19 protein-coding genes are annotated in these 22,925 nt (G+C 63.0%); 9 read left to right on the forward strand and 10 right to left on the reverse strand.

What is annotated here, in order from left to right:
• Window positions 1-87 precede the first annotated feature (87 nt).
• On the forward strand, window positions 88-1,830 hold the full coding sequence (locus tag AC097R_RS06995) for a proline--tRNA ligase (RefSeq protein ID WP_479597032.1): 1,743 nt from the start codon (window positions 88-90) through the stop codon (window positions 1,828-1,830).
• The gene (locus tag AC097R_RS07000) at window positions 1,827-2,468 is read left to right on the forward strand and encodes a lytic transglycosylase domain-containing protein (protein ID WP_479597035.1); all 642 of its coding nucleotides are present in this window, start codon (window positions 1,827-1,829) and stop codon (window positions 2,466-2,468) included. The genes AC097R_RS06995 and AC097R_RS07000 overlap by 4 nt, the downstream gene beginning before the upstream one ends.
• Window positions 2,469-2,477: 9 nt before the next feature.
• Here the strand turns inward: AC097R_RS07000 and AC097R_RS07005 are convergent, their stop codons facing one another.
• Window positions 2,478-3,473, reverse strand: a complete 996-nt coding sequence (locus AC097R_RS07005; protein WP_479597038.1) for an AAA family ATPase — start codon at window positions 3,471-3,473, stop codon at window positions 2,478-2,480.
• Window positions 3,474-3,868: 395 nt separating this feature from the next.
• On the reverse strand, window positions 3,869-4,195 hold the full coding sequence (gene grxD, locus AC097R_RS07010; protein WP_479597040.1) for a Grx4 family monothiol glutaredoxin: 327 nt from the start codon (window positions 4,193-4,195) through the stop codon (window positions 3,869-3,871).
• Between the two features lie 123 nt (window positions 4,196-4,318).
• Between grxD and AC097R_RS07015 the strand changes: the two genes are divergently transcribed.
• Together AC097R_RS07015 and leuA are read left to right on the forward strand one after the other, a co-directional pair.
• A complete protein-coding gene (locus AC097R_RS07015; protein ID WP_479597042.1) occupies window positions 4,319-4,795 on the forward strand; it encodes an FKBP-type peptidyl-prolyl cis-trans isomerase in 477 nt (158 codons plus the stop codon).
• 169 nt (window positions 4,796-4,964) lie between these two features.
• Entirely contained in the window at window positions 4,965-6,692 is a 1,728-nt protein-coding gene (gene leuA / locus AC097R_RS07020; RefSeq protein ID WP_479597045.1) for a 2-isopropylmalate synthase, read from the forward strand.
• A 75-nt stretch (window positions 6,693-6,767) separates the two neighbouring features.
• Here leuA and prmC read toward each other — a convergent pair whose 3' ends face one another.
• Window positions 6,768-7,589, reverse strand: coding sequence for a peptide chain release factor N(5)-glutamine methyltransferase (gene prmC / locus AC097R_RS07025; RefSeq protein WP_479597047.1), 822 nt, complete (start codon window positions 7,587-7,589; stop codon window positions 6,768-6,770).
• Between the two features lie 193 nt (window positions 7,590-7,782).
• On the opposite strand from prmC, the gene AC097R_RS07030 reads away from it, so the two are divergent.
• Window positions 7,783-9,750 (forward strand): methyl-accepting chemotaxis protein, encoded by a 1,968-nt coding sequence (locus AC097R_RS07030; protein ID WP_479597049.1) that lies wholly within the window; start codon window positions 7,783-7,785, stop codon window positions 9,748-9,750.
• A 30-nt stretch (window positions 9,751-9,780) separates the two neighbouring features.
• Here AC097R_RS07030 and prfA read toward each other — a convergent pair whose 3' ends face one another.
• Both prfA and hemA read right to left on the reverse strand, forming a co-directional pair.
• Entirely contained in the window at window positions 9,781-10,878 is a 1,098-nt protein-coding gene (gene prfA / locus AC097R_RS07035; protein WP_479597051.1) for a peptide chain release factor 1, read from the reverse strand.
• 76 nt (window positions 10,879-10,954) lie between these two features.
• The gene (gene hemA, locus AC097R_RS07040; RefSeq protein WP_479597053.1) at window positions 10,955-12,214 is read right to left on the reverse strand and encodes a glutamyl-tRNA reductase; all 1,260 of its coding nucleotides are present in this window, start codon (window positions 12,212-12,214) and stop codon (window positions 10,955-10,957) included.
• A 77-nt stretch (window positions 12,215-12,291) separates the two neighbouring features.
• On the opposite strand from hemA, the gene AC097R_RS07045 reads away from it, so the two are divergent.
• From AC097R_RS07045 to AC097R_RS07055, 3 genes are read left to right on the forward strand one after another with little or no spacing between them, the layout of a single operon-like run.
• Entirely contained in the window at window positions 12,292-12,561 is a 270-nt protein-coding gene (locus AC097R_RS07045; protein WP_479597055.1) for a hypothetical protein, read from the forward strand.
• A gap of 20 nt (window positions 12,562-12,581) precedes the next feature.
• Window positions 12,582-13,238 (forward strand): HAD family hydrolase, encoded by a 657-nt coding sequence (locus AC097R_RS07050; protein ID WP_479597057.1) that lies wholly within the window; start codon window positions 12,582-12,584, stop codon window positions 13,236-13,238.
• Window positions 13,239-13,250: 12 nt separating this feature from the next.
• Window positions 13,251-13,718 (forward strand): GNAT family N-acetyltransferase, encoded by a 468-nt coding sequence (locus AC097R_RS07055; protein WP_479597059.1) that lies wholly within the window; start codon window positions 13,251-13,253, stop codon window positions 13,716-13,718.
• Between the two features lie 60 nt (window positions 13,719-13,778).
• Here the strand turns inward: AC097R_RS07055 and ugpQ are convergent, their stop codons facing one another.
• The 5 genes from ugpQ to ugpB form a co-directional block, all read right to left on the reverse strand.
• Complete coding sequence (ugpQ, locus tag AC097R_RS07060) at window positions 13,779-14,561, reverse strand: glycerophosphodiester phosphodiesterase (RefSeq protein WP_479597061.1); 783 nt, start codon at window positions 14,559-14,561, stop codon at window positions 13,779-13,781.
• On the reverse strand, window positions 14,558-15,595 hold the full coding sequence (gene ugpC / locus AC097R_RS07065) for a sn-glycerol-3-phosphate ABC transporter ATP-binding protein UgpC (protein WP_479597063.1): 1,038 nt from the start codon (window positions 15,593-15,595) through the stop codon (window positions 14,558-14,560). The genes ugpQ and ugpC overlap by 4 nt, the downstream gene beginning before the upstream one ends.
• A 62-nt stretch (window positions 15,596-15,657) precedes the next feature.
• On the reverse strand, window positions 15,658-16,509 hold the full coding sequence (gene ugpE, locus AC097R_RS07070; RefSeq protein ID WP_479597065.1) for a sn-glycerol-3-phosphate ABC transporter permease UgpE: 852 nt from the start codon (window positions 16,507-16,509) through the stop codon (window positions 15,658-15,660).
• 2 nt (window positions 16,510-16,511) lie between these two features.
• Window positions 16,512-17,393, reverse strand: coding sequence for a sn-glycerol-3-phosphate ABC transporter permease UgpA (gene ugpA / locus AC097R_RS07075; RefSeq protein ID WP_479597067.1), 882 nt, complete (start codon window positions 17,391-17,393; stop codon window positions 16,512-16,514).
• Window positions 17,394-17,406: 13 nt separating this feature from the next.
• Window positions 17,407-18,726 carry a sn-glycerol-3-phosphate ABC transporter substrate-binding protein UgpB gene (gene ugpB, locus AC097R_RS07080; protein ID WP_479597069.1) on the reverse strand — a complete coding sequence of 440 codons (1,320 nt, stop codon included), beginning with the start codon at window positions 18,724-18,726 and terminating at the stop codon, window positions 17,407-17,409.
• A 203-nt stretch (window positions 18,727-18,929) separates the two neighbouring features.
• Here ugpB and AC097R_RS07085 point away from each other — a divergent pair, with 203 nt between their 5' ends.
• The gene (locus tag AC097R_RS07085) at window positions 18,930-22,856 is read left to right on the forward strand and encodes a DUF3683 domain-containing protein (RefSeq protein ID WP_479597071.1); all 3,927 of its coding nucleotides are present in this window, start codon (window positions 18,930-18,932) and stop codon (window positions 22,854-22,856) included.
• Window positions 22,857-22,925: the final 69 nt, after the last annotated feature.

Here is a 22,925-nt window from a genome sequence, read left to right on the forward strand (position 1 = left end):
AAACCCCAATTTTTAAACTTCGTTCATTATGCACAGCGAATGCGGTGCATCAAGCGCAGAACGCCTCCGTCGCCAGCGAGTTCCCCCATGAAAGCCTCCCAATTCCTTATCTCCACCCTCAAAGACGCGCCTGCGGACGCCGAGGTGGTCAGTCACAAACTCATGATGCGCGCGGGCATGATCAAGAAGCTGGGCGCTGGCATTTACAACTACATGCCGATGGGCTTGCGCGTCATCCGCAAAGTAGAAGCCATCGTGCGCGAAGAGATGAACCGCGCTGGCGCCGTGGAGTTGGCCATGCCCGTGGTGCAGCCGGCCGAGCTCTGGCAGGAAACCGGTCGTTTTGACAAGATGGGCCCCGAGCTGCTGCGCATCAAGGACCGGCATGACCGTGACTTCGTCATCCAGCCCACCAGTGAAGAGGTGGTGACCGATATCGCACGCCAGGAAATCAAGAGCTACAAGCAGCTGCCCAAAAATCTCTACCAGATCCAGACCAAGTTCCGCGACGAACGCCGCCCCCGTTTTGGCCTGATGCGCGGCCGCGAGTTCATCATGAAAGACGCCTACAGCTTTGACCGCGACCAGGAGTCGGCCAAGGCCAGCTACCAGGTTATGGCCAGCGCTTACCGCAAGATTTTTGACCGCTTTGGTTTGCGTTACCGCGCGGTGGCGGCAGACAGTGGCGCCATTGGTGGCGATCTTTCTGAAGAGTTCCAGGTGATTGCCGCGACGGGCGAAGATGCCATCGTCTACTGCCCGGACAGTGAGTACGCGGCGAATATGGAGAAGGCAGAGGCTTTGGCGCCTACAGCCCCCAGAGCTGCTGCGCAGGCTGCTATGGAAAAAGTAGCAACGCCGGGCAAGAGCACCTGCGAAGATGTGGCCGTGTATTTGAATCTGCCGCTCGAGCAATCGCTCAAATCGTTGGTGGTTGCGACGGATGTGCGCGACGACAAGGGGGCGGTGGTGAAGTCCCAGGTCTGGCTGCTGCTGATCCGTGGAGACCGCAGCATGAACGAGGTCAAGGTTGGCAAGCTCCCCGGCCTGGCCGACTTCCGCTTTGCCACACTCGCCGAAATCGATGAGCATTTTGGTTGTGAACCGGGATATCTCGGCCCGGTGGGCTTGAAGAAGCCGCTCAAGGTGATTGCGGACCGCGAAGTTGCGTTGATGGCGGACATGGTCTGCGGCGCCAATGAGGTGGACTACCACTTGCGCGGCGTCAACTGGGGCCGTGATCTGCCCGAGCCCGATGTGGTGGCAGACCTGCGCAATGTGGTGGCGGGCGATGCCTCGCCCGACGGCAAGGGCGTGCTGGCGATTGAGCGCGGCATCGAAGTGGGCCATGTGTTCTACCTGGGCACCAAGTACAGCAAGGCCATGAACGCCACCTTCCTGGGGGAGAACGGCAAGCCCCAGTTCATGGAGATGGGCTGCTACGGCATTGGTATCACCCGCCTGCCCGCAGCGGCTATCGAGCAGAACCACGACGACAAGGGCATCATCTGGCCCGACGCATTGGCGCCTTTCACCGTAGTGCTGTGTCCCATCAGCCCCGATCGGTTTGCCGACGTGAAGGCCGCGGCTGACACGCTGTATGCCGAGCTGTTGGCAGCCGGCGTGGACGTGATCCTGGACGACCGCAACGAGCGCCCCGGCGCCATGTTTGCCGACTGGGAGCTGATTGGCGTGCCGCACCGCGTGACGATTGGCGACCGTGCGCTCAAGGAAGGCGTGGTGGAGTACCAGCACCGCCGGGACACCGAAGCGACCAAGGTGCCGGTGGCGGAGATTGCCGGCCTGCTGTTGTCACGCCTGAAGGCATGACGCCAGGCCAGGCCGAGCCACGGATTTCACGGCGAATTGGCCTGCAGCGCTTGTTGGCGCTGTGCGGGGTGCTCTCATTTGCAGAGCAAGCGCAGGCCGGTGCCCAGGTGGAAGAGCCCTTGGCCGACGCCGTGCGCACGGCACTCAGTGCGGCCATTGCCAATACCGCGCCGCCCGAGCCGGTGTTTGCCGACACCGAGTCGCGCCTCAAGTACCTGCGCTGGCTGGGCGCCATGAGCGAGCGGCTCAAGAAGAAAAAGCCCGACTGGCAAACCCGCAAAGACTTCCTGCAAACCGTTTGGTACGAGAGCAAGCGCGCGGGGCTGGACGTGTCCCTGGTACTGGGACTGATTCAGGTAGAAAGCAACTTCCGCAAATTCGCCGTCAGCAGTGTGGGCGCGCGTGGCTACATGCAGGTCATGCCGTTCTGGACGCGCGTGATCGGCGATGGCGATGCCGGCAAGCTGTTCCACATGGGCACCAACCTGCGTTTTGGCTGCGTGATCTTGCGCCACTACCTGGACCGTGAGCGTGGCGACGTGTTCATGGCGCTGGGCCGTTACAACGGTTCGCGCGGCAAAGCCCCTTACCCCAACGCCGTGCTGGGCGCCAAGCGGCTGTGGGACCTCGCCGGCTAAGCGCTGCGCCTACTGCAAAAATCCAATCTTGCTTTTACCCGTGCTCGCCTTGGGCAGGTCATCGCTGCGGATCTCCTCGCTGCCCGCCAGGCGTGCATTGCCAAAGCCCGTCATCAGCGCGCGGCGCATTTCCCGGGGTGCCAGTTCGGCCAGTTGGTCCAGCACATCGCTGTGCGGTTCGGCGCCAAAGTGGCGACCCCAGTCGTGCTCGCCGCGAATGCTTTGGTACAGGTTGCGCGCAATCGCGCGGGCCTGTTCCGGCGTGGGCGGGTCAATCTCAAACACATTCATGCGGTTCAGAATCGGGTCTGGAATCGCGCGCGCGTCGTTGGCCGTGGTGATCCAGATCACCTGGCTGGCGTCGATGGCCACCTCGGCAAACTCGTCGGTAAAGCTGCCTGCCGTGTCATGCTCCAGCAGGCTGTAAAGCGCGCCCAGCGGGTCGTACTGCGCATCGCACGCGGCCTTGTCAATTTCGTCCACCACGATCACGGGGTTCGCGTACTGGCCGTCGACCAGCGTCTCAAATACCTTGCCGGGTTTGGCGCCTTTCCATTGGGATGACGACCCGGACAGCAGCCAGCCCGCCGTCATGGAGCTCATGGGCACCAGGTTCATGCCGGTGCCCAGCAGCTGCGCCAGCTTTTTGGCAAAGTGGGTTTTACCGATACCAGGGTTGCCCAGCAGCAGGATGGGGGTGACTTCCAGCCCATCACGGCAGTCGTGGCTCAGGGCCACATGGCGTTTGACGTCATCGAGCACGTCGGTGAAGTTGGGCAGTTGGGCGTACAGCTCGCCCATGTCGGGAATGCCGGAGGGTTTGACCTGGAAGCGTTCGGGGCCACGCTCCAGCATGCGCTGGTAGGTGCTGCGCAGGCTTTCGCAATCGCGGTCGGGGAGTTTGGCCAGCTTGCGCTCTACGTCGTCGGGTGCGAAGACGTTGCGCATGTGGGCGATCGGCAGGCGAAAGCCGGGGGTATGGGGAACGAGACTGCGGGAATCCATAAAGTACTCCTTGTCAACAAACCACGCGTTCATTAAAGCATGCGGTGTGCCAGCTCAAAGCCTTCGAACAGCCTTGTTAGGGGCTGTTTTTTTTCGGGTTCAGGCGGGTGGGGTGCTCTGCTCCGTTCGTGTCCCCCGGCCCGTGAGGGGCCTCCTCCTTGACCTCACTGTGCAGAACACCCCACCCACCCGAACCGCAGCGACTGTGCTCGCTCACGTTCGGCTATCAAACCAAGCCGCAGGTCCGGGGTGAGTGCCAAAGCGAAGTCAAGGAGGAGGCCACAGGCCGGGGGACATGAGCGGCGGCACTTACCCCGGGCCTGCAGCGGGCGTCAACAAAAGAGCGACGTAAAAAAGCCACCCGAAGGTGGCTAGTTCGCAGGCGCAGAGAGAGATCAGGCCGCAGGCGTCCCGATGACCTGTTGCAACTCGCCGTTCTCGTACATCTCCATCATGATGTCCGAGCCGCCGATGAACTCGCCCTTGACGTAGAGCTGGGGAATAGTGGGCCAGCTGCTGTATTCCTTGATGCCCTGGCGGATGCCGTCGTCTTCCAGCACGTTCACAGTCTTCACGGTCTTGGTGTCCACACCGCAGGCCTTGAGGATCTGGATGGCGCGGCCGGAGAAGCCGCACTGGGGGAAACTGGCCGTGCCCTTCATGAAGAGCAGGATTTCATTGGATTTGACGAGATCGTCAATGCGTTGCTGTGCGTCGCTCATGGTGCAGATTCCGAAGAGAAAGATAGCCCGATTATTTCACCTTCACCGCCTCCGGTGCGCGGGCCCTCGCACATGGCGCGCGGCGGGCAGGGCTTTTTCGGATTTTTTCGGATAATAGGGGCCATGAACATCACCAAAAACACCGCAGTCACGCTGCAATTCAAAGTCTCCGACACCACCGGCAAACTGCTGGACCAAAGCCAGGAGCCCATTTCCTACCTGCACGGCGGCTACGGCAACACCTTCCCCAAGATCGAGGAAGCGCTGGAAGGCCAGGGCGTGGGCTTTGCGGCCACCATCGAGCTGCAAGCGGCCGATGCCTTTGGCGACTACAACGAAGCCCTGCTGCAAACCATCCCCAAAACCCAGTTTCCCCCTGGTGTGAAGGTGGGTGGCCAGTTGGAAGGCCGCGCCGAAGACGGCAACACCATCGTCTTCACGGTCACCAAGATCAAGGGTCCCGTGGTGCACCTGGACGGCAACCACCCCCACGCCGGCAAGGCTCTGCGCTTTGCGGTGAAGGTGCTGGAAGTGCGCGCTGCCAGCGAAGAAGAAATCGCCCACGGCCACGTGCACGGCGCCCACGGCCACCACCATTGATTGCCTGTTTTTCTTATTGATGGGTTGAATATTGCTGATATTTAGACAAGTAAGGCATATTCAGCTTCATTGAGACGAAAAAGACGCGCATTCGCAATCGACTGCTCCCTCTGCGGGCCTACGATACAAGGAACCTAAACCTGTATCGGCCCAAGAGGAGATGTAAGCCATGTTGACCCACCCCGCCACCAAGTACCGCGCCTTTCCCCCCGTCAACCTGCCAGACCGGCAGTGGCCCAGCCGCACCATCACCGCGGCACCGATCTGGATGAGTACCGACCTGCGTGACGGTAACCAGTCGCTGTTCGAGCCCATGAACGCCGAGCGCAAGATGCGCATGTTTCGCACCCTGTGCCAGGTGGGGTTCAAGGAGATTGAGGTCGCGTTCCCCAGCGCCTCGCAAACCGACTTTGACTTTGTGCGCACCCTGATCACCGACGGGCATATCCCCGACGACGTGACCATTGAGGTGCTGACCCAGTCCCGCGAACACCTGATCCGCCGCACCATGGAGTCGCTCAAGGGCGCACGCCGCGCCATCGTGCACGTGTACAACGCCACGGCCCCCGTGTTCCGCGACGTGGTGTTCGGCATGAGCCGCGACGAGGTGAAAGAGCTGGCCGTGTCGTCCGTGCGGCTCATCAAGGCGCTGTGCGCCCAGGCGCCCGAAACCGAATGGGTGCTGGAGTACAGCCCCGAGGTGTTCACCAGCACCGAGCTGGACTTTGCGCTGGAGGTCTGCAACGCCGTGACGGCCGAGTGGGGCGCCACGCCCACCAACAAGGTCATCCTCAACCTGCCTGCCACGGTGGAAGTGGCGAGCCCCAATGTGTACGCCGACCAGATCGAGTGGATGCACCGCAACCTGGCGCGCCGCGACAGCGTGATCCTGAGCCTGCACCCGCACAACGACCGCGGCAGCGGTGTGGCCGCGGCTGAGCTGGGCTTGATGGCCGGCGCCGACCGCGTGGAGGGCTGCTTGTTCGGCAATGGCGAGCGCACCGGCAATGTGGACGTGGTCACGCTCGCGCTCAACATGTACACCCAGGGCATCGCGCCGGGGCTGGATTTTTCCGACATCAACGCCGTGGCGCGCACCGTGGAGCACTGCAACCAGCTGCCCATCCACCCACGCCACCCCTATGTGGGCGATTTGGTGTTCACCGCGTTCAGCGGCTCGCACCAGGATGCGATCAAAAAAGGCTTTGCCGCGCAAAAGCCCGACGGCCTGTGGAACGTGCCCTATATGCCCATTGACCCGGCCGATTTGGGCCGCAGCTACGACTCGGTCATCCGCGTCAACAGCCAAAGCGGCAAGGGCGGCGTGGCGTATTTGATGGAAGCCGAGTTCGGCGTGGTAATGCCGCGCCGCCTGCAAGTGGAGTTCTCCGCAGAGGTGCAGGCCCACACCGACGCCCATGGCGGCGAGATGACGGCCCAAAACATCTGGGACCTGTTTGATGCCACCTACCTGAACAGTCCCACCGCCGCGGTGCGTTATGTGGAACACCACCTGTTCGACCACCCCGGCCAGACCGGCAAGCATGTGCAGGGCGTCCGCATCGGCGTGGAAGTGAATGGCCAGCCCATGCTGCTCAGTGGCGAAGGCAATGGCCCGATCGACGCGGCCGTGCATGCGCTGCAAGGCATGGGGGTGAAGGTGCAGGTGCGCAGCTATGAAGAGCGCTCCACCAAAGCCAGCACCGACGGCGGCGACGCCCAAGCCTGTGCCTTCCTGGAACTGGTGTCTGCCCACGGCGATACCGGCAAGGGCGGAGAGCGCTTTGGCGTGGGCATGGACACCAACATCGTCACTGCTTCCATCCAGGCCCTCATCAGCGGTGTGAACCGCCTGGGGTTGGTGCAGGCCGGTGCTTTGGAGACCGAAGCCGCCTGACTAGTCGTGAGTGCGGGTGGCTATGGAAACTGTTTGCTACGGTTTTTATAGCAACTTGCGCAGTTTTGACGGGGGCTAGGACCAGTTTCCACCACTGCAACGTTCAATCCCTGCCAGGTCCTGGCGGCTGTGTACTTCGGTGAAACCCGCCTCCATGAGCAGTGCGCGCGCCGCGGGCGCCTGGTCATAACCATGCTCCAGCAACAGCCAGCCACCGGGCAGCAGGCGGCTGCGGGCCTGATGGATGATGGTGCGGATGTCGTCCAGTCCGTCGGCCCCCGAGGTCAGGGCCTGGCGTGGCTCGTGGCGCAGCGCGGGCATGTGTTCGTCGTCTTCGCGGATATAGGGTGGGTTGGAGACGATGGCGTGGAACGTGCCAGTAACGCCCGATAGCCATGAGCCTTGGGCAAACGCCACCTCCAGGCCCAGGCGATGCGCATTGGCTTGGGCCACGGCCAGTGCATCGGTGCTGTAGTCCACCGCCTGCACCCGCAGCGCGGGGCGCGTGTGTTTCAGCGCCAGCGCAATCGCGCCACTGCCCGTGCCCAGGTCCACCACCGTGGCGTTGGGCGTGGGAGCCAGCACTTCCAGCGCCCAGTCCACCAGTGTTTCCGTATCCGGGCGGGGCACCAGCACGCGCGCGTCCACCTGCAGATCCAGCCCATAAAACGCCTTGTGGCCCGTGAGGTAGGCAATGGGTTCGCCCTGCAGGCGGCGCTGCGCCAGCGTCTGCAGGCTGGCCAGCGCGGGGGCGGGCAGGGTATCGGTGTCGTGGGTCAGCAGCCAGGCGCGGTCGTGGGCGGGGCGGCCCGCCACGTGCAGCACCAGCAGCTGGGCATCCAGCCGGTCCAGCCCGTGCGACAAAAGCGTATCAATGCTGTGGGCGATGGAAGTCACGGTGTGCTATGAAAAAAGGAGCTGCTGGCGCAGCATGTGCGTGCGGTAGGCAAAGGAATGGGGAAGGCATGGCATTTCTTCATCGACAGCAAATGAATAGTTGGAGTAGCATGCAAATTACAAATAAGTACAGAGGAACAACACCCTGTCTGGCGTTGGTGGGGCGCCCTTTTTGCACCAAAGGAAAACCGAAATGGCCGCCACATTGTCCACTGCCCCCGGTCTGGTGCCCCGCGCCCGCCGCAGCTTGTCCTTGAATGTAAAAATCTGCCTGGCCGCTACGGTACTGGTGGTGCTCAGCCTGGGTATCACCGCCTCGGTCATCGGCATCAAAAGCAGTGGTGCGGCCGAAGAGGCCACCATGAACCTGGCGCGCACCTCGGCCCGCGAAGCCGCTGGCGCCCTGCAGACCCGTATACGCTCCAACCTGTCGAACGTGACCGCGTTGGCGGGTGCCATGGTGTCTACCAAGACCGCCAACATGCCACCCACGCGCGAGCAGATCAGTGAGCTGACCAAGGCCACGCTGTCCAGCTCCGAGGACTTCATTGGCTCCGCCGTGACCTGGGAGCCCAACGCGCTGGACGGCAAAGACGCCGAGTACGCGGGCAAGAAGCCCGAGTACGACGACACCGGCCGCTACATGCCCTACTGGACGCGCTCGGCGGGCAACACCTTCCATGTCGACCCCATCGTGTTCGACCCCAAGACCGCCGGCGCGGACGACTGGTACGACATCCCCAAGAAGAGCGGCAAGATTTACTTCACCGAGCCTTATATCTACCCCATCGAGGGCAAGGACGTGTTGATGGCCTCGTTGGTGGCGCCGCTCATGGTGGGGGGCAAGTTCCAGGGGGTTGCCAGCGCTGATTTTTCGTTGACTCAGCTGCGCAAGATTCTGGCGGACACCAAGGTGATGGACGGTGGCGAGCTGGCGCTGATCTCCAACGGCGGCCTGTACGCCAGCCACGCCAATGCCGAGCGCATCAACAAAAAGGCCGAAGACATTCCCGCCGAGGGGTTGGAAGCGGTGCGCAAGGGTCAGCCGTACGAGTACCGTGACGCGCAGAACGTGGTGCATCTGTTGCAGCCCGTCGTGATCCACACCGACACGGCGCCCTGGAGCGTGCGCATGAGCTTTCCGCGCAGCGTGGCCACCGCATCGTCGCGCCAACTCACGGTCTACACCTTGGTGGTGTCCGTGGTGTGCGCGCTGGCTACGGCGCTGATCCTGGTTACCGTGGTGTCGCGGCTGATGCGCCCGTTGCGCGCGCTCAGCCAGGCCATGGTGAACCTCTCCAGTGGCGAGGCCGACCTGCGCACCAAGCTGGAGGTGCAGGGCAATGACGAGCTCGCCGCCATTGGCTCGGGATTCAACCAGTTTGTGGCCAAGATCCATGGCGTGCTGGCGCAGGTGCGCGGCAGTGCCGACAGCGTGGCCAATGCGAGTGCCGAAATCGCCCAGGGCAACAACGACCTGAGCGCACGCACCGAACACCAGGCCAGTGCGCTGGAGGAAACCGCCGCGAGCATGGAAGAGCTGAACTCCACCGTGCAGCAAAACGCCGAGAACGCGCGCCAGGCCAACCAGCTGGCCATGCGCGCTTCTACGGTTGCCGTGCAAGGCGGTGACGTCGTAGGCCAGGTGGTGGAGACCATGAAGGGCATCAACGATGCCTCCCGCAAGATCAGCGACATCATCAGCGTGATCGATGGCATCGCTTTCCAGACCAACATCCTGGCGCTAAACGCGGCGGTGGAAGCCGCGCGCGCGGGCGAACAGGGGCGTGGCTTTGCGGTGGTAGCGTCGGAAGTGCGCAGCCTGGCCGGACGCAGCGCCGAAGCGGCCAAGGAAATCAAACAGCTCATCAGCACCAGCGTGGACCGCGTGGAGCAGGGCACCACGCTGGTGGACAAGGCTGGCGAGACCATGACCGAAGTGGTCACCAGCATCCGCCGCGTAACCGACATCATGGGTGAGATCAGCGCCGCCAGCCATGAACAAAGCGCCGGTGTGGCCCAGGTGGGCGAGGCCATCACCCAGATGGACCAGGCCACGCAGCAGAACGCCGCACTGGTGGAAGAAATGGCCGCCGCGGCCAGCAGCCTCAAGAGCCAGGCCAACGAACTGGTGCAGGTGGTTGGCGTCTTCAAGCTCTGAGGGGTTGCGGCTGCGCCGCAGCGCCGGGGCTTAGGCCAGCCCCTTCTCCAGCGCGGCCAGTTGCTCTGCGGCCTCGTAGGCCTGCAGGGGTTCCACCACGTCGTCCAGGTCACCCTCCATGATGGTCAGCAGCTTGTACAGCGTCAGGTTGATGCGGTGGTCGGTCAGGCGACCTTGCGGGAAGTTGTAGGTCCGAATCCGGTCGCTTCTATCGCCACTTCCGACCAGGCTCTTGCGCTCGGCTGCGTCCTTGGCGGCGCGCTCGCTGCGGTCTTTTTCATGGATGCGGGCGGTCAGCACTTTCAGCGCCTGGGCCTTGTTGCTGTGCTGGCTGCGTCCGTCCTGGCACTCGGCCACGATGCCGGTGGGGATGTGCGTGATGCGCACGGCCGAGTCGGTCTTGTTGATGTGCTGGCCGCCGGCGCCACTGGCACGGTAGGTGTCGATGCGCAGATCCGACGGGTTGATCTTGATGGCCTCGGCCTCGTCCTGCTCCGCCAGCACGGCGATGGTGCAGGCGCTGGTGTGGATGCGGCCCTGGGTCTCGGTGGCGGGCACGCGCTGCACGCGGTGGCCGCCGGATTCGAACTTCAGCGCACCGTAGGCACCGGTGCCATTGTGGTGGCCTTCCATGCGCACCACCACTTCCTTGTAGCCGCCCAGTTCGCTTTGGGATTCGCTGACGATCTCGGTCTTCCAGCCGCAGCGGTCGGCGTAGCGCATGTACATGCGCAGCAGGTCACTGGCAAACAGGGCCGATTCGTCGCCGCCTGTGCCGGCGCGGATTTCCACAAACGCGGGGCGTGCGTCGTCCGGGTCCTTGGGCAGCAGCATGCGCTGCAGTTCGGTTTCCAGCTGGGCCAGCTCGGCGGTTGCGTTGGTGATTTCTTCCTCGGCCATTTCTGCCATGTCGGGGTCCGACTTCATGTCCTGCGCACTGGCCAGGTCGGCCTCGCGCTGCTGGTAGCGGCTCCAGCGGGTGGCCACAGCGGCCACGTCGGTGTGCTCGCGCGAGAGCTTGAGGAACTGCTCCATGTCTTTCATGATGTCCTCGCGGGACAGCAAAAATTCCAGCTCTCCCAGGCGGTCGGCGTAGCGGGCTAGTTGTTGGCGCAAAAAGGGTTTCATCGGGATACTCACACGGAAAATGGGGGGAGGTCCCTTGGCATGCGCAAAGGGCCGGGCTGCGTTTGGGGCAGCGCAGCTAACGGCTGTTGCGCAGGAAGAAGTGCTGGATGGCGTTGCTGGCGCGTTCACGCGCGGCGGCATCGCCCGCATGCAGCTCGGCCATGGCGCCGTGCAGCATCTTTTGCGTCAGGCCTTTGGACAGGGCTTCGAGCACCGTGTCCATGTCCTCGCCCTTGGCCAGCAGCTTGCGCGCGCGGGCCAGCTCGGCCAAGCGCCATTCGTCGGCCTGGGCGTTGAGCTGCTGGATCAGTGGCACGGCGCGGCGCTGGTCCACCCAGTGCATAAAGCTTTGCACGCCAGCGTCCACAATCGCCTCAGCCTGGGCCACGGCGGCCTGGCGGCTGGCCTGGGCGGTTTGCACCACGCTGGCCAGGTCATCCACGGTGTACAGGTACACATCGCCCAGCGCCTTCACCTCGGGTTCGATGTCGCGCGGCACGGCCAGGTCCACCATGAACATGGGGCGGTGCTTGCGTTTCTTGATGGCGCGCTCCACCGCACCCAGGCCAATGATGGGCAGGGTGCTGGCGGTGCAACTGATGACGGCGTCAAACTCGTGCAGGCGCTCGGGCAGGTCGGCTAGGCGCATCACCTCGCCGCCAAAGCGGCTGGCCAGCTTCTCGCCACGCTCCAGCGTGCGGTTGGCAATGGCAATGGCCTTGGGGTTCTTGGCGGCGAAGTGCGTGGCGCACAGCTCGATCATCTCGCCCGCACCCACAAACAGCACCTTCACCTGGGCTAGGTCTTCAAACAGGTTGCCCGCCAGGCGCACGGCGGCGGCGGCCATGCTGATGCTGTGCGCGCCAATCTCGGTGGAGGTGCGCACCTCTTTGGCCACGGCAAACGAGCGCTGGAACATTTGCGAGAGCGTAGTGCCCAGGGCACCGGCCTCGTCGGCGGCGCGCACCGCGTCTTTCAGCTGGCCCAAAATCTGGGGCTCGCCCAGCACCATGCTGTCCAGTCCGCTGGCCACGCGGAAGGCGTGGCGTGCGGCCTGGCCGTCTTCCAGGCGGTAGGTATGGGCGCGCAGCTCGTTGGCGGTCAACCCGCCCGATTCGGCCAGCCAAGTCAGGGTGTGGTCCAGCGCAGCTTCGTCGCCGGCGCAGTAGATTTCGGTGCGGTTGCAGGTGGAGACAATGGCCGCTTCCGGGGGGCGTGCCATGCTCTGGCGCAGGCCGTGGAGCTGCGGCGCAATCTGGTCACTGGCGAACGCAAACCGGCCCCGCATATCCAGCGGTGCGGTGGTGTGGTTGATGCCTAATGCCCAGACTGCCATATGTTTAGACCCCGATTATAAAATCGAGCCCTTCTTCCCCACCACCAAGGCCCCAATTGGCCTTTGCGCCAACCACCATGGGCCTTTTTGACCTGCTCAATCACCTGCTGAATTTTGTGGCACCGGCCCTGGCCTTGGGCTGCCTGCTGGCCTTTGTGGCTCCTGTTTTTTATAGAAAACAGGCTCTAGCCCGCGGCCGCATTGCGCAGGCAGCTATTAATTCTGTAGCGGGCGCGCTGGCGCTGGGACTGGCCCTGTGGCTGCTGGGGCGCGACGGCAAGATGGCCGGCTATGCCGCCCTGGTGCTGGCCACTGCCACCAGCCAGTGGTGGGCGCTGCGCCGTTAAATCCTTTTTATTGGAGCTCCATGCGTTTTAAGGCGGTTTTGTTTGACCACGACGGTACCTTGGTCGAATCCGAAGGCCAGCACTTTGCCCTGTGGAACCAGGTGCTGGCGCCCTATGGCTTTGCGCTGACGCTGGCGCAGTACAAAGATTTTTACGCCGGTGTGCCCACCGACGCCAATGCCGTTGACCTGGTGGAGCGCTTTGGCGTGAAAGAGGCGCCCGAGGTGCTGGCACGCCTGAAGAACGAGAGCGCCCAGGCCTATTTGCAGGCCAATGCCTTCCCGCTGATGCCCGGCGTGCGCGAATCCATCGCCCAGCTGCAGGCCGCCAAACTGCGCTTGGGCGTGGTGACCGGGGCGCGTGGCTATGCCATTGACGCGACACTGCGCTCGCATGACCTGGCCCCCGCCTTTGAGACCGTGGTGTCGGCCGACGACGTGGTGCACAGCAAGCCCGCGCCCGACTGCTACCTGCTGGCGCTGCAGCGCATGGGCCTATTGGCGCAGGACGTGGTGGCGTTCGAGGACACCGAACATGGCGTGGCCGCTGCCATTTCGGCGGGCCTGGCCTGTGTGGCCATCCCCACCGAGATGTCGGCCAACCACGACTTCAGCGCCGCCACGGTGACCCTGCCCAGCATGCAGGAGGCGGTGCGCTGGGCGCTGGCCCAGCGCTGAGCCGCGTAGGCCATGGACTTGAAGATTCGCCAGGCGCAAGCCGACGACGCCCCCGTCATCAGCCGCTTGGTGCAGGGGCTGGCTCACCATTTTTTGCTGGATCCCGCACAAGCCACCACGGCGCCGTTTCTGCAAACCGTGTCGCCCGCGGCCATTGCGGGTTACATCGCGTCCGACGCGTTTGACTACAGCGTGGGGGAATGTGAGGGGCAACTGGCCGGCGTGGTGGCGGTGCGTGACGGTCAGCACCTGTTTCATCTGTTTGTAGACACCACATTCCAGCGCCAGGGCTTTGCCGCCCGCCTATGGGCCCATGCGCAGCAGCGTGCGCTGGCGCGTGGCAACACCGAGGGCTTTACCGTGAATTCAACCCCCTATGCCCTGCCGGTGTACCAGTGCCTGGGTTTTGTGGCCACCGGGCCCGAGGTGCAGACGCGTGGCATTGCCTATGTGCCGATGCGGCTGTCGCCGACCGTTTGATACGAAAACGGCCTCTAGCCCCCGCAGAATATGCGCAAGCAGCTATTGTTTGTATAGCAGTCAGACAGGGCTGAAAAAGTCCACGCGGTCGGTGATGATTGCGTCGGTACCCAGGTCGATCAGGCGCTGGGCGGCCCAGTCGTCGTTCACCGTGTAGCTCAGTGTGCGGAAGCCCGCGCTTTTGGCTTGGGTCACGGTGCTGGTGTCCCACAGCGCGTGGTTGCACACAATCGCCTGGCAGCCCAGGCTCAACGCGGTTTCCAGCCAGCCCTTCCACAGCCTGTCCAGCAGCAGGCCGCGGGGCAAGGCGGGGGCAGTGGCCTGTGCGCCTTCCAGCGCCTCGGGGTCAAACGAGGTGAGCAGCGGTGGCACGGTCTGGTCTTGCCACAGGCGTGCGGCGTGCTGCGCGACCACTTCGCCCGTGTGGCGCTCGGTGCCGGGTGTGGGTTTGATTTCGATGTTCAGAAAGTAGCCATTGCGGATGCAATAGGCGGCCACCGCGTCCAGCGTGGGCAGGGGCTCGCCCGCATAACTGCGGCTGTGCCAGCTGCCTGCGTCCAGCTGCGACAGCGCGCTCCAGGCGTGGTCACCGCCCACAGCGCTATGGCCCTGGCCCAGCTTGGTGCGTGCGTTGGTGGTGCGCTGCAAGGTGGCGTCGTGCATCAAAAACGGCACGCCGTCGCTGCTCAGCTTCACATCGCATTCGAACATGCGGTAGCCATGGCTGGCACCCAGGCGAAAGGCGGCCAGCGTGTTTTCCGGCGCCAACTTGCCCGCGCCGCGGTGCGCCACCCAGCGCGGGTAGGGCCAGACGGGCAGGTCGAGGGCAGTGGGGTCGCTCATACAGTGTCTACGCGTTTTCCAGTGCTTGCGTCAAAGTGGTGGATGCGGTTGGCACGTGGTGTCACATGCAGCGTGGCGCCCAGTGCGGGCACCGCGGCAGATTCTTCGGTGCGGATGATCAGCATCTCGTCGGCGTCTGCTGCATGCAATTTGTGGGCCCATTTGCCGTAGATCAGGCGCTCGGCACCCAGCATTTCCACAGCCTCTACCTGCAGCGCCCAGCCCGTGGGCGTGATGTCCAGGTGTTCGGGGCGCACGCCGGTGATCAGGCCGGGCTTGGCGTCGGGTGCGTTCTTCAGCAGGTTCATGGGCGGGGAGCCGATGAAGCTGGCCACAAAGGTGGTGGCGGGCCGGGTGTAGACCTCTTCGGGTGTGCCGAACTGCTCCATCACACCACCGTTCATGACGATCATGCGCTGGGCCAGCGTCATCGCCTCCACCTGGTCGTGCGTCACAAACAGGCTGGTAATGCCGAGTTCGCGGTGCAGCTTCTGAATTTCCAGCCGGGTCTGGGCGCGCAGCTTGGCGTCCAGGTTGGAGAGCGGTTCGTCAAACAAAAACACCTGGGGCTGGCGCACGATGGCGCGGCCCATGGCCACGCGCTGGCGCTGGCCGCCCGACAGGGCCTTGGGCTTGCGCTCCAGAAATGGAGCCAACTCCAGAATCTTTGCGGCCTTGTCCACACGGCGTTTGATCTCGTCCATGGGCACGTTGGCAATCTTCAGGCCATAGGCCATGTTTTCGAACACGCTCATGTGCGGGTACAGCGCGTAATTCTGGAACACCATGGCGATGTCGCGGTCACTCGGCTCCAGGTCGTTCACTACGCGCCCGCCAATGGAGATGTGGCCTGCGCTGATTTCTTCGAGCCCGGCCACCATGCGCAAGAGCGTGGATTTGCCGCAGCCGCTGGGGCCCACGATGACGATGAATTCGCCATCGGCAATCTGCGCGTTCACGCCATGGATGACCTGGTTGGCTGACTTGCCGCTGCCGTAGCGTTTGATGACGTTGTTGAGTTCGATGGATGCCATATTCTTCTTTAGTCAGTTGGGGACAGAGCTTCGCTTCGCTGCGGTCTGTCCCGCAAGCACGTTTACTTTTCCGTATCAACCAGGCCTTTGACAAACCACTTCTGCATCAGCATGACCACCAGCGCCGGTGGCAGCATGGCCAGCATGGCGGTGGCCATCACGATGTTCCATTCGGTTTGCGCATCGCCTCCGGAGATCATCTGCTTGATGCCAATGACCACGGGGTACATGTTTTCTTCCGTGGTCACCAGTAGTGGCCACAGGTACTGGTTCCAGCCGTAGATGAACTGGATCACAAACAGCGCCGCCACGCTGGTGGCCGAGAGTGGCACCAGGATGTCCTTGAAGAAGCGCATGGGGCCGGCACCGTCCACCCGCGCCGCTTCGGCGAGTTCGTCGGGCACGGTTAGGAAGAACTGGCGGAACAAAAAGGTAGCCGTGGCCGACGCAATCAGCGGCACCGTCAGGCCCGCGTAGCTGTTGAGCATGCCGAGGTCTGCCACCACCTGGTAGGTGGGGCCAATGCGCACCTCCACCGGCAGCATCAGTGTGACAAAGATGGCCCAGAAAAATGCCATGCGAAACGGGAACCGGAAGTACACGATGGCAAAGGCCGAAAGCAAGGAGATCGCAATCTTGCCCAGCGCAATCACCATGGCGGTGACAAAGCTCACCACCATCATGCGGCCCACGGAGGCGTGGGAACCGGTGCCCGTGCGCTCGCCTGACAGGGCGGTGGCGTAGTTGTCCAGCATATGCCCGCCGGGCAACAGGGGCATGGGGACCTGCACCACGGCTTCGGTGGTGTGGGTGGAGGCCACAAAGGTGATGTAGATCGGGAACGCAATGATGAGCACCCCCAGCAGCAAAATCACGTGCGCCAGGATGCCCAGGGTGAGCCGTCGTTCAACCATCTTCAGTAGCTCACTTTCTTCTCGACAAAGCGGAACTGGACGACCGTCAATGCGACGACGATCACCATCAGCACCACGCTCTGGGCCGCGGAGCCGCCCAGGTCCATGGCCTTGAAGCCGTCAAAGTAGACCTTGTAGACCAGGATGGCCGTGTCCTTGCCGGGGCCGCCTTTGGTGGCTGCGTCGACGATGGCAAAGGTGTCGAAGAAGGCGTAGACGATGTTGATGACCAGCAGGAAAAAGGTGGTGGGCGAGAGCAGCGGGAACTGGATGGTCCAGAACCGGCGCCAGGGCCGTGCACCATCCATGGCGGCGGCCTCGATCAGCGACTTCGGGATGCTTTGCAACCCGGCCAGGAAGAACAGGAAGTTGTAGGAAATCTGCTTCCACACCGCGGCCATCACGATCAGCGCCATGGCATGGGTGCTATTGAGCAGCGGGTCCCAGCCCAGGCCCCATTGGCGCAGCCAGTACGACAAGATGCCGATGCTGGGTGAGAACATGAACAGCCACAGCACCCCCGCTACGGCGGGGGCCACGGCGTAGGGCCAGATCAGCAGCGTGCGGTAGATGCCCGAGCCGCGCACCACCCGGTCCGCAAAAATGGCCAGGGTGAGCGAGAGCACCAGGCCTAGCACGGCCACCAGCGCGGAGAACACGGCGGTGGTTTTGAAGGACTCCAGGTAGGACGCGTCATTCCACAGGTTGCGGAAGTTCTCCAGCCCGACAAACGCCACCGAGGTGCCAAAGGCATCGCTTTGCTGCACCGACTGCAGCAGGGCCTGGCCGGCGGGCCAAAAGAAGAAGACCGCGATGACCAGCACCTGGGGTGCAATCAGCACCCAGGGCAGCCAGGCGGACTTGAAGAAGACGCGTTTTTCCACTCGCAGCAGCTACCTATTTGTTGGCTTTTTCAAAGCGGGCCAGTTGCTCGTCGCCACGGGTGACGATGGCTTCCAGGGCTTCCTTGGCGGTCTTTTTGCCGGCCCACACTTGTTCGAGTTCTTCGTCCTCGATGGCGCGGATCTGCACATAGTTGCCCAGGCGGATGCCGCGGGACTTGTCAGTCACCTTGCGGATCATTTGGGTCACGGCCACGTCGGTACCGGGGTTTTCCTTGTAGAAGCCGGACTTCTCGGTCAGCTGGTACGCGGCGGTGGTGACAGGCAGGTAGCCGGTGCGCTTGTGGCTGGCGGATTGCACTTCAGGCTGGGAGATGAAGTCGAAGAACTTGGCGATGCCTTTGTATTCCTCGGGTTTCTTGCCGGCCATGACCCAAAGGCTGGCGCCACCGATCACGGTGTTTTGCGGCGCGCCGGGCACGTCCTGGTAGTAGGGCAGGGGGGCCAGACCGTAGGCGAACTTGGCGTTCTTCTTCACGTTGCCGTAGAAGCCGCTGGACGTCGTCATCATGGCGCACTCGCCCGACACAAAGCTGGCCTCGGGCACGTTGCCGCGGCCCTTGTAGACAAACAGGCCCTGCTTGGCCATGTTGGCCAGGTTTTCAATGTGGCGCTGGTGCAGGGGGGTGTTCACTTTAAGGCGCGCGTCCATGCCGCCCAGGCCATTCTGCTTGCTGGCGAATTCCACGTTGTGCCAGGCGGAGAAGCTCTCCAGCTGGGTCCAGTTCTGCCAGGAAATGGACAGCGGGCATTTGTGGCCGCTGGCCTTGAGCTTGGCGGCAGCCAGGGCCACTTCCCCCCAGGTGGCGGGCGCTTTTTCTGGGTCCAGGCCGGCGGCCTTGAAGGCATCCTTGTTGTAATAGAAAACGGTGGTGGAGCTGTTGAACGGGAAGCTCAGCATCTGGCCATTGGGCGCGGTGTAGTAACCGGCCACGGCGGGGATGTAGACCTTGGGGTCGAACTTGTAGCCCGCGTCCGTCATCACCTTGCCCACAGGCACGATGGCGCCCTTGCTGGCCATCATGGTGGCGGTGCCCACTTCAAACACCTGCAGGATGTGCGGGGCATTGCCCGCGCGGAAGGCGGCCACAGCCGCGGTCATGGACTCGTCGTACGTGCCCTTGAAGGTGGGCAGGATGCGGTATTCCTTCTGGCTGGCGTTGAACTCCTTCGCCAGGTCGTTGACCCACTCGCCGTTCACCGCGGTCATGGAGTGCCACCACTGGATGTCGACCTGGGCCTGGGCCAGGGTGGGAATGGAGAACGCGGCTGCAGATACAGCGGCGATGGCAAGGGCTCTGCGGGTGATCGACATGGGGGAAGGCTCCTGAATTAAGAATGGCGCGATGCTAGGGGCGGGTCGTGTCAAATTCGTGTCAATTTGATTAAACCCGAGAGACCTTGACCGTTTGGTCAGGGGTTTCCACTAGAAAAGCCCGTGAATAGTGGGTGCGGTACCATCTAAGGCCTACCAAAAAACGCCCGTTTTGGGGCTCTTGGCAGCAACTACCCACCCTGATGAACGCACCCACCTCGCTCAATCACCTCCTCAGCGCCACCAGCCCTGGTGCGCATGTGCAAGAACGCATCCGCGAAATCCCGTACAACTACACGTCCTTCTCCGACCGTGAGATTGTGATTCGCCTCTTGGGTTCTCAGAGTTGGGACTTGCTGAACCACCTGCGCGGTGAGCGCCAGACCGGCCGTTCGGCCCGCATGCTCTATGAAGTGCTGGGCGATGTCTGGGTGGTGCAGCGCAACCCCTATTTGCAGGACGACCTGCTGGACAACCCCAAGCGCCGCGGTCAGCTGGTGGACGCGCTGAACCACCGCCTGGGCGAGGTAGAAAAACGCCGTACCCCGCAGGCCGACCCTGAGCGTGACGCCATGGTGGGCCAGCTTCTGGTGGCCGCCCGCGCTGCGGTCAAAGCGTTTGACGCCGCATTTGTGGAAGTGGCTGGGCTGCGCAAAAAGACCCAAAAGCTGCTCTACAAGCTGACCGCCAAAGACAACGTCAAGTTCGACGGCCTGAGCCGCGTGAGCCATGTGACCGACGCGACCGACTGGCGCGTGGAGTACCCCTTTGTGGTGCTGTGCCCCGATTCGGAAGAAGAAATGGCCCGGCTGGTGAAGGGCTGTATCGACCTGGGTCTGACCATCATCCCGCGTGGGGGTGGCACCGGCTACACGGGCGGTGCGATTCCCTTGACCTGGAAGAGTGCGGTCATCAACACCGAGAAGCTCGAAGCCATGACCGAGGTGGAGATGAAAGTCTTGCCCGGTCTGGACCGCGAAGTCGGCACCGTCTGGAGTGAAGCCGGTGTGGTGACCCAGCGCGTTGCCGATGCGGCCGAACGTGCGGGCTTTGTGTTCGCCGTGGACCCGACCTCGGCCGAGGCCTCGTGCATTGGCGGCAACATCGCCATGAACGCGGGTGGTAAAAAAGCTGTGCTCTGGGGTACGGCATTGGACAACCTGGCCAGCTGGCGCATGGTGACACCGCAGGCCGAGTGGCTGGAAGTCACCCGCGTGAACCACAACATGGGCAAGATCCATGACGTGGAAGTGGCCAGCTTTGTGCTGCAGTACTACAAGGCCGACGGCAAAACGCCTATTCGCCAAGAGCGCTTGGATATTCCCGGCGCCACCTTCCGCAAGGAAGGCCTGGGCAAGGACGTGACGGACAAGTTCTTGAGCGGTCTGCCCGGCATCCAGAAAGAGGGCACCGATGGCCTGATCACCAGCGCACGCTGGGTGGTGCACAAGATGCCCGCCCACACGCGCACCGTGTGCCTGGAGTTCTTTGGCAATGCCCGCGACGCTGTGCCCAGCATCGTGGACATCAAGGACTTCATGTTTGCCGAGCAAAAACGCAGTGGCGTGTTGCTGGCCGGCCTGGAGCACCTGGATGACCGCTACCTGAAAGCCGTGGGCTACGCCACCAAGAGCAAGCGCGGCGGCTTCCCCAAGATGGTGCTGGTGGGTGACATTGCCGGTGACGATGCCGACGACGTGGCCCGCGTGACCAGTGAAGTGGTACGCCTGGCCAACAGCCGCAGCGGCGAAGGCTTTGTGGCTGTGAGTGCTGAGGCACGCAAAAAATTCTGGCTGGACCGCAAGCGCACCGCCGCCATCAGCAAGCACACCAACGCCTTCAAGATCAACGAAGACGTGGTGATTCCGCTGCCGCGCATGGCCGAGTACACCGACGGCATCGAGCGCATCAACATCGAGCTGAGCCTGCGGAACAAGCTGGCGCTGTGTGATGCGCTGACCGAGTTCTTTGAGCGCAGCGACCTGCCCCTGGGCAAGACCGATGATGCCAACGACATTCCCAGTGCAGAGCTGCTGGAAGACCGTGTGGCGCAGGCGCTGGAGCTGGTGGCGCAAGTGCGCGGCCAGTGGCAGGGCTGGCTCAATGATGTGGAGCCATTGTTCTCGCAGCTGCAAGACCACACGCTGCGTGCCAGCTGGAAGACCCAGCTGCGTGCGCCGCTGCAAGACATCTTCACCGGCGCCGCGTTTGAGGCCATCCTGCTGGAATGCACAGCCATTCATAAGCGTGTGCTCAAGGGCCGCGTATGGGTCGCGCTGCACATGCATGCGGGTGACGGCAATGTGCACACCAACATCCCCGTCAACAGCGATGACTACGACATGCTGCAGGCGGCGCACGGTGCGGTCAAACGCATCATGGCGCTGGCGCGCAGCCTGGACGGCGTGATCTCGGGCGAGCACGGCATTGGCATCACCAAGCTGGAGTTTTTGAGCGAGGCCGAGCTGGCTCCCTTCATCGCCTACAAGGCCAAGGTGGACCCCGAGGGGCGCTTCAACAAAGGCAAGTTGCTCCGAAATCAGGAGCTGCCCGCGCAGCCTGGAAGCGGATTTGCACCGCATTTGACTGCAGATGGTTCGACCATCTATGCCGACCTGACTAATGCCTACACGCCGTCCTTCGGCCTCATGGGCCACGAGTCGCTGATCATGCAGCAGAGCGATATTGGCGCGATTGCCGATTCGGTCAAAGACTGCTTGCGCTGCGGCAAGTGCAAGCCGGTGTGCGCGACCCACGTGCCGCGCGCCAACCTGCTGTACAGCCCGCGCAACAAGATTCTGGCGACGTCACTGTTGGTGGAGGCTTTCCTCTACGAAGAGCAGACGCGTCGCGGCATCAGCGTGAAGCACTGGGAAGAGTTTGAGGATGTGGCCGACCATTGCACGGTGTGCCACAAGTGCGAGTCACCGTGCCCGGTGAAGATCGACTTTGGCGACGTGACCATGAACATGCGCAACCTGCTGCGCAAAATGGACAAGCAGAGCTTCCGCCCCGCCGCCGCCTTCCAGTCCTGGTTTATTGGCACCACCAGCCCCAGCGCCATTGCCGTGGCCCGCACCGCCACCGACCTGAGCTTCAAGGCTCAGCGTCTGGGCAACCGCGTGCTCAATGTGCTGGCCCGCAAGCAGACGCAGGCGCCGCCCGCCACGGTGGGACCCGCCTCGCCCAAAGAGCAGGTGATCCACTTCATCAACAAGAAGATGCCGGGTGGCCTGCCCAAGCGCTCGGCCCGCGCGTTGCTGGACATTGAAGACAAGGACTACGTCCCCATCATCCGCAACCCGCAGACCACCACGGCGGAGACCGAGGCAGTGTTTTACTTCCCCGGCTGCGGCTCGGAGCGGCTGTTCAGCCAGGTGGGCCTGGCAACCCAGGCCATGCTGTGGCATGCCGGTGTGCAAACCGTGCTGCCCCCGGGCTACCTGTGCTGCGGTTACCCGCAAAAGGGTTCGGGCCAGTTCGACAAGGCCGAGAAGATCATTACGGACAACCGCGTGCTGTTCCACCGCGTGGCCAATACGCTGAACTACCTGGACATCAAGACCGTGGTGGTGAGCTGCGGGACCTGCTACGACCAGCTGCAGGGCTACGAGTTTGACAAGATCTTCCCCGGCTGCCGCATCATGGACATCCATGAGTACCTGCTGGAAAAGAACATCACACTGGGCGCTGCCGCTGGTGGTGGTTACCTGTACCACGACCCCTGCCACAGTCCCATGAAGCTGCAGGAGCCCATGAAAACAGTGAAGGCACTGGTAGGCGATGGAGTGGTGGAGAGCAAGCGCTGCTGCGGCGAGAGCGGTGGTTTGGCCTCGTCGCGCCCCGATGTGTCCACCCAGATCCGCTTCCGCAAGGAAGAAGAAATTCGCAAGGGCGAAGCCACGCTGCGCGCATCCGGCAGCGTGCAGCCTGAGCAGAACGTCAAAATTCTGACCTCGTGCCCCAGCTGCCTGATGGGTCTGAACCGCTACCAGGATGACCTCAAGTCGGGTCTGCTGGAGGCCGATTACATCGTGGTCGAGATGGCCAACCAGATTCTGGGCAAGGACTGGATGCCCGAGTACGTGCAGACGGCCAACGCGGGCGGTATTGAGCGCGTGCTGGTGTAGTCCCATCGGCCCAGCCCTGCGAATTTTTGCGGGGCCGGGCGGGATTTAGGCCGATACTCGCCCACAGAC

It is taken from the genome of Rhodoferax sp. ZS1R25, from assembly GCF_056521335.1.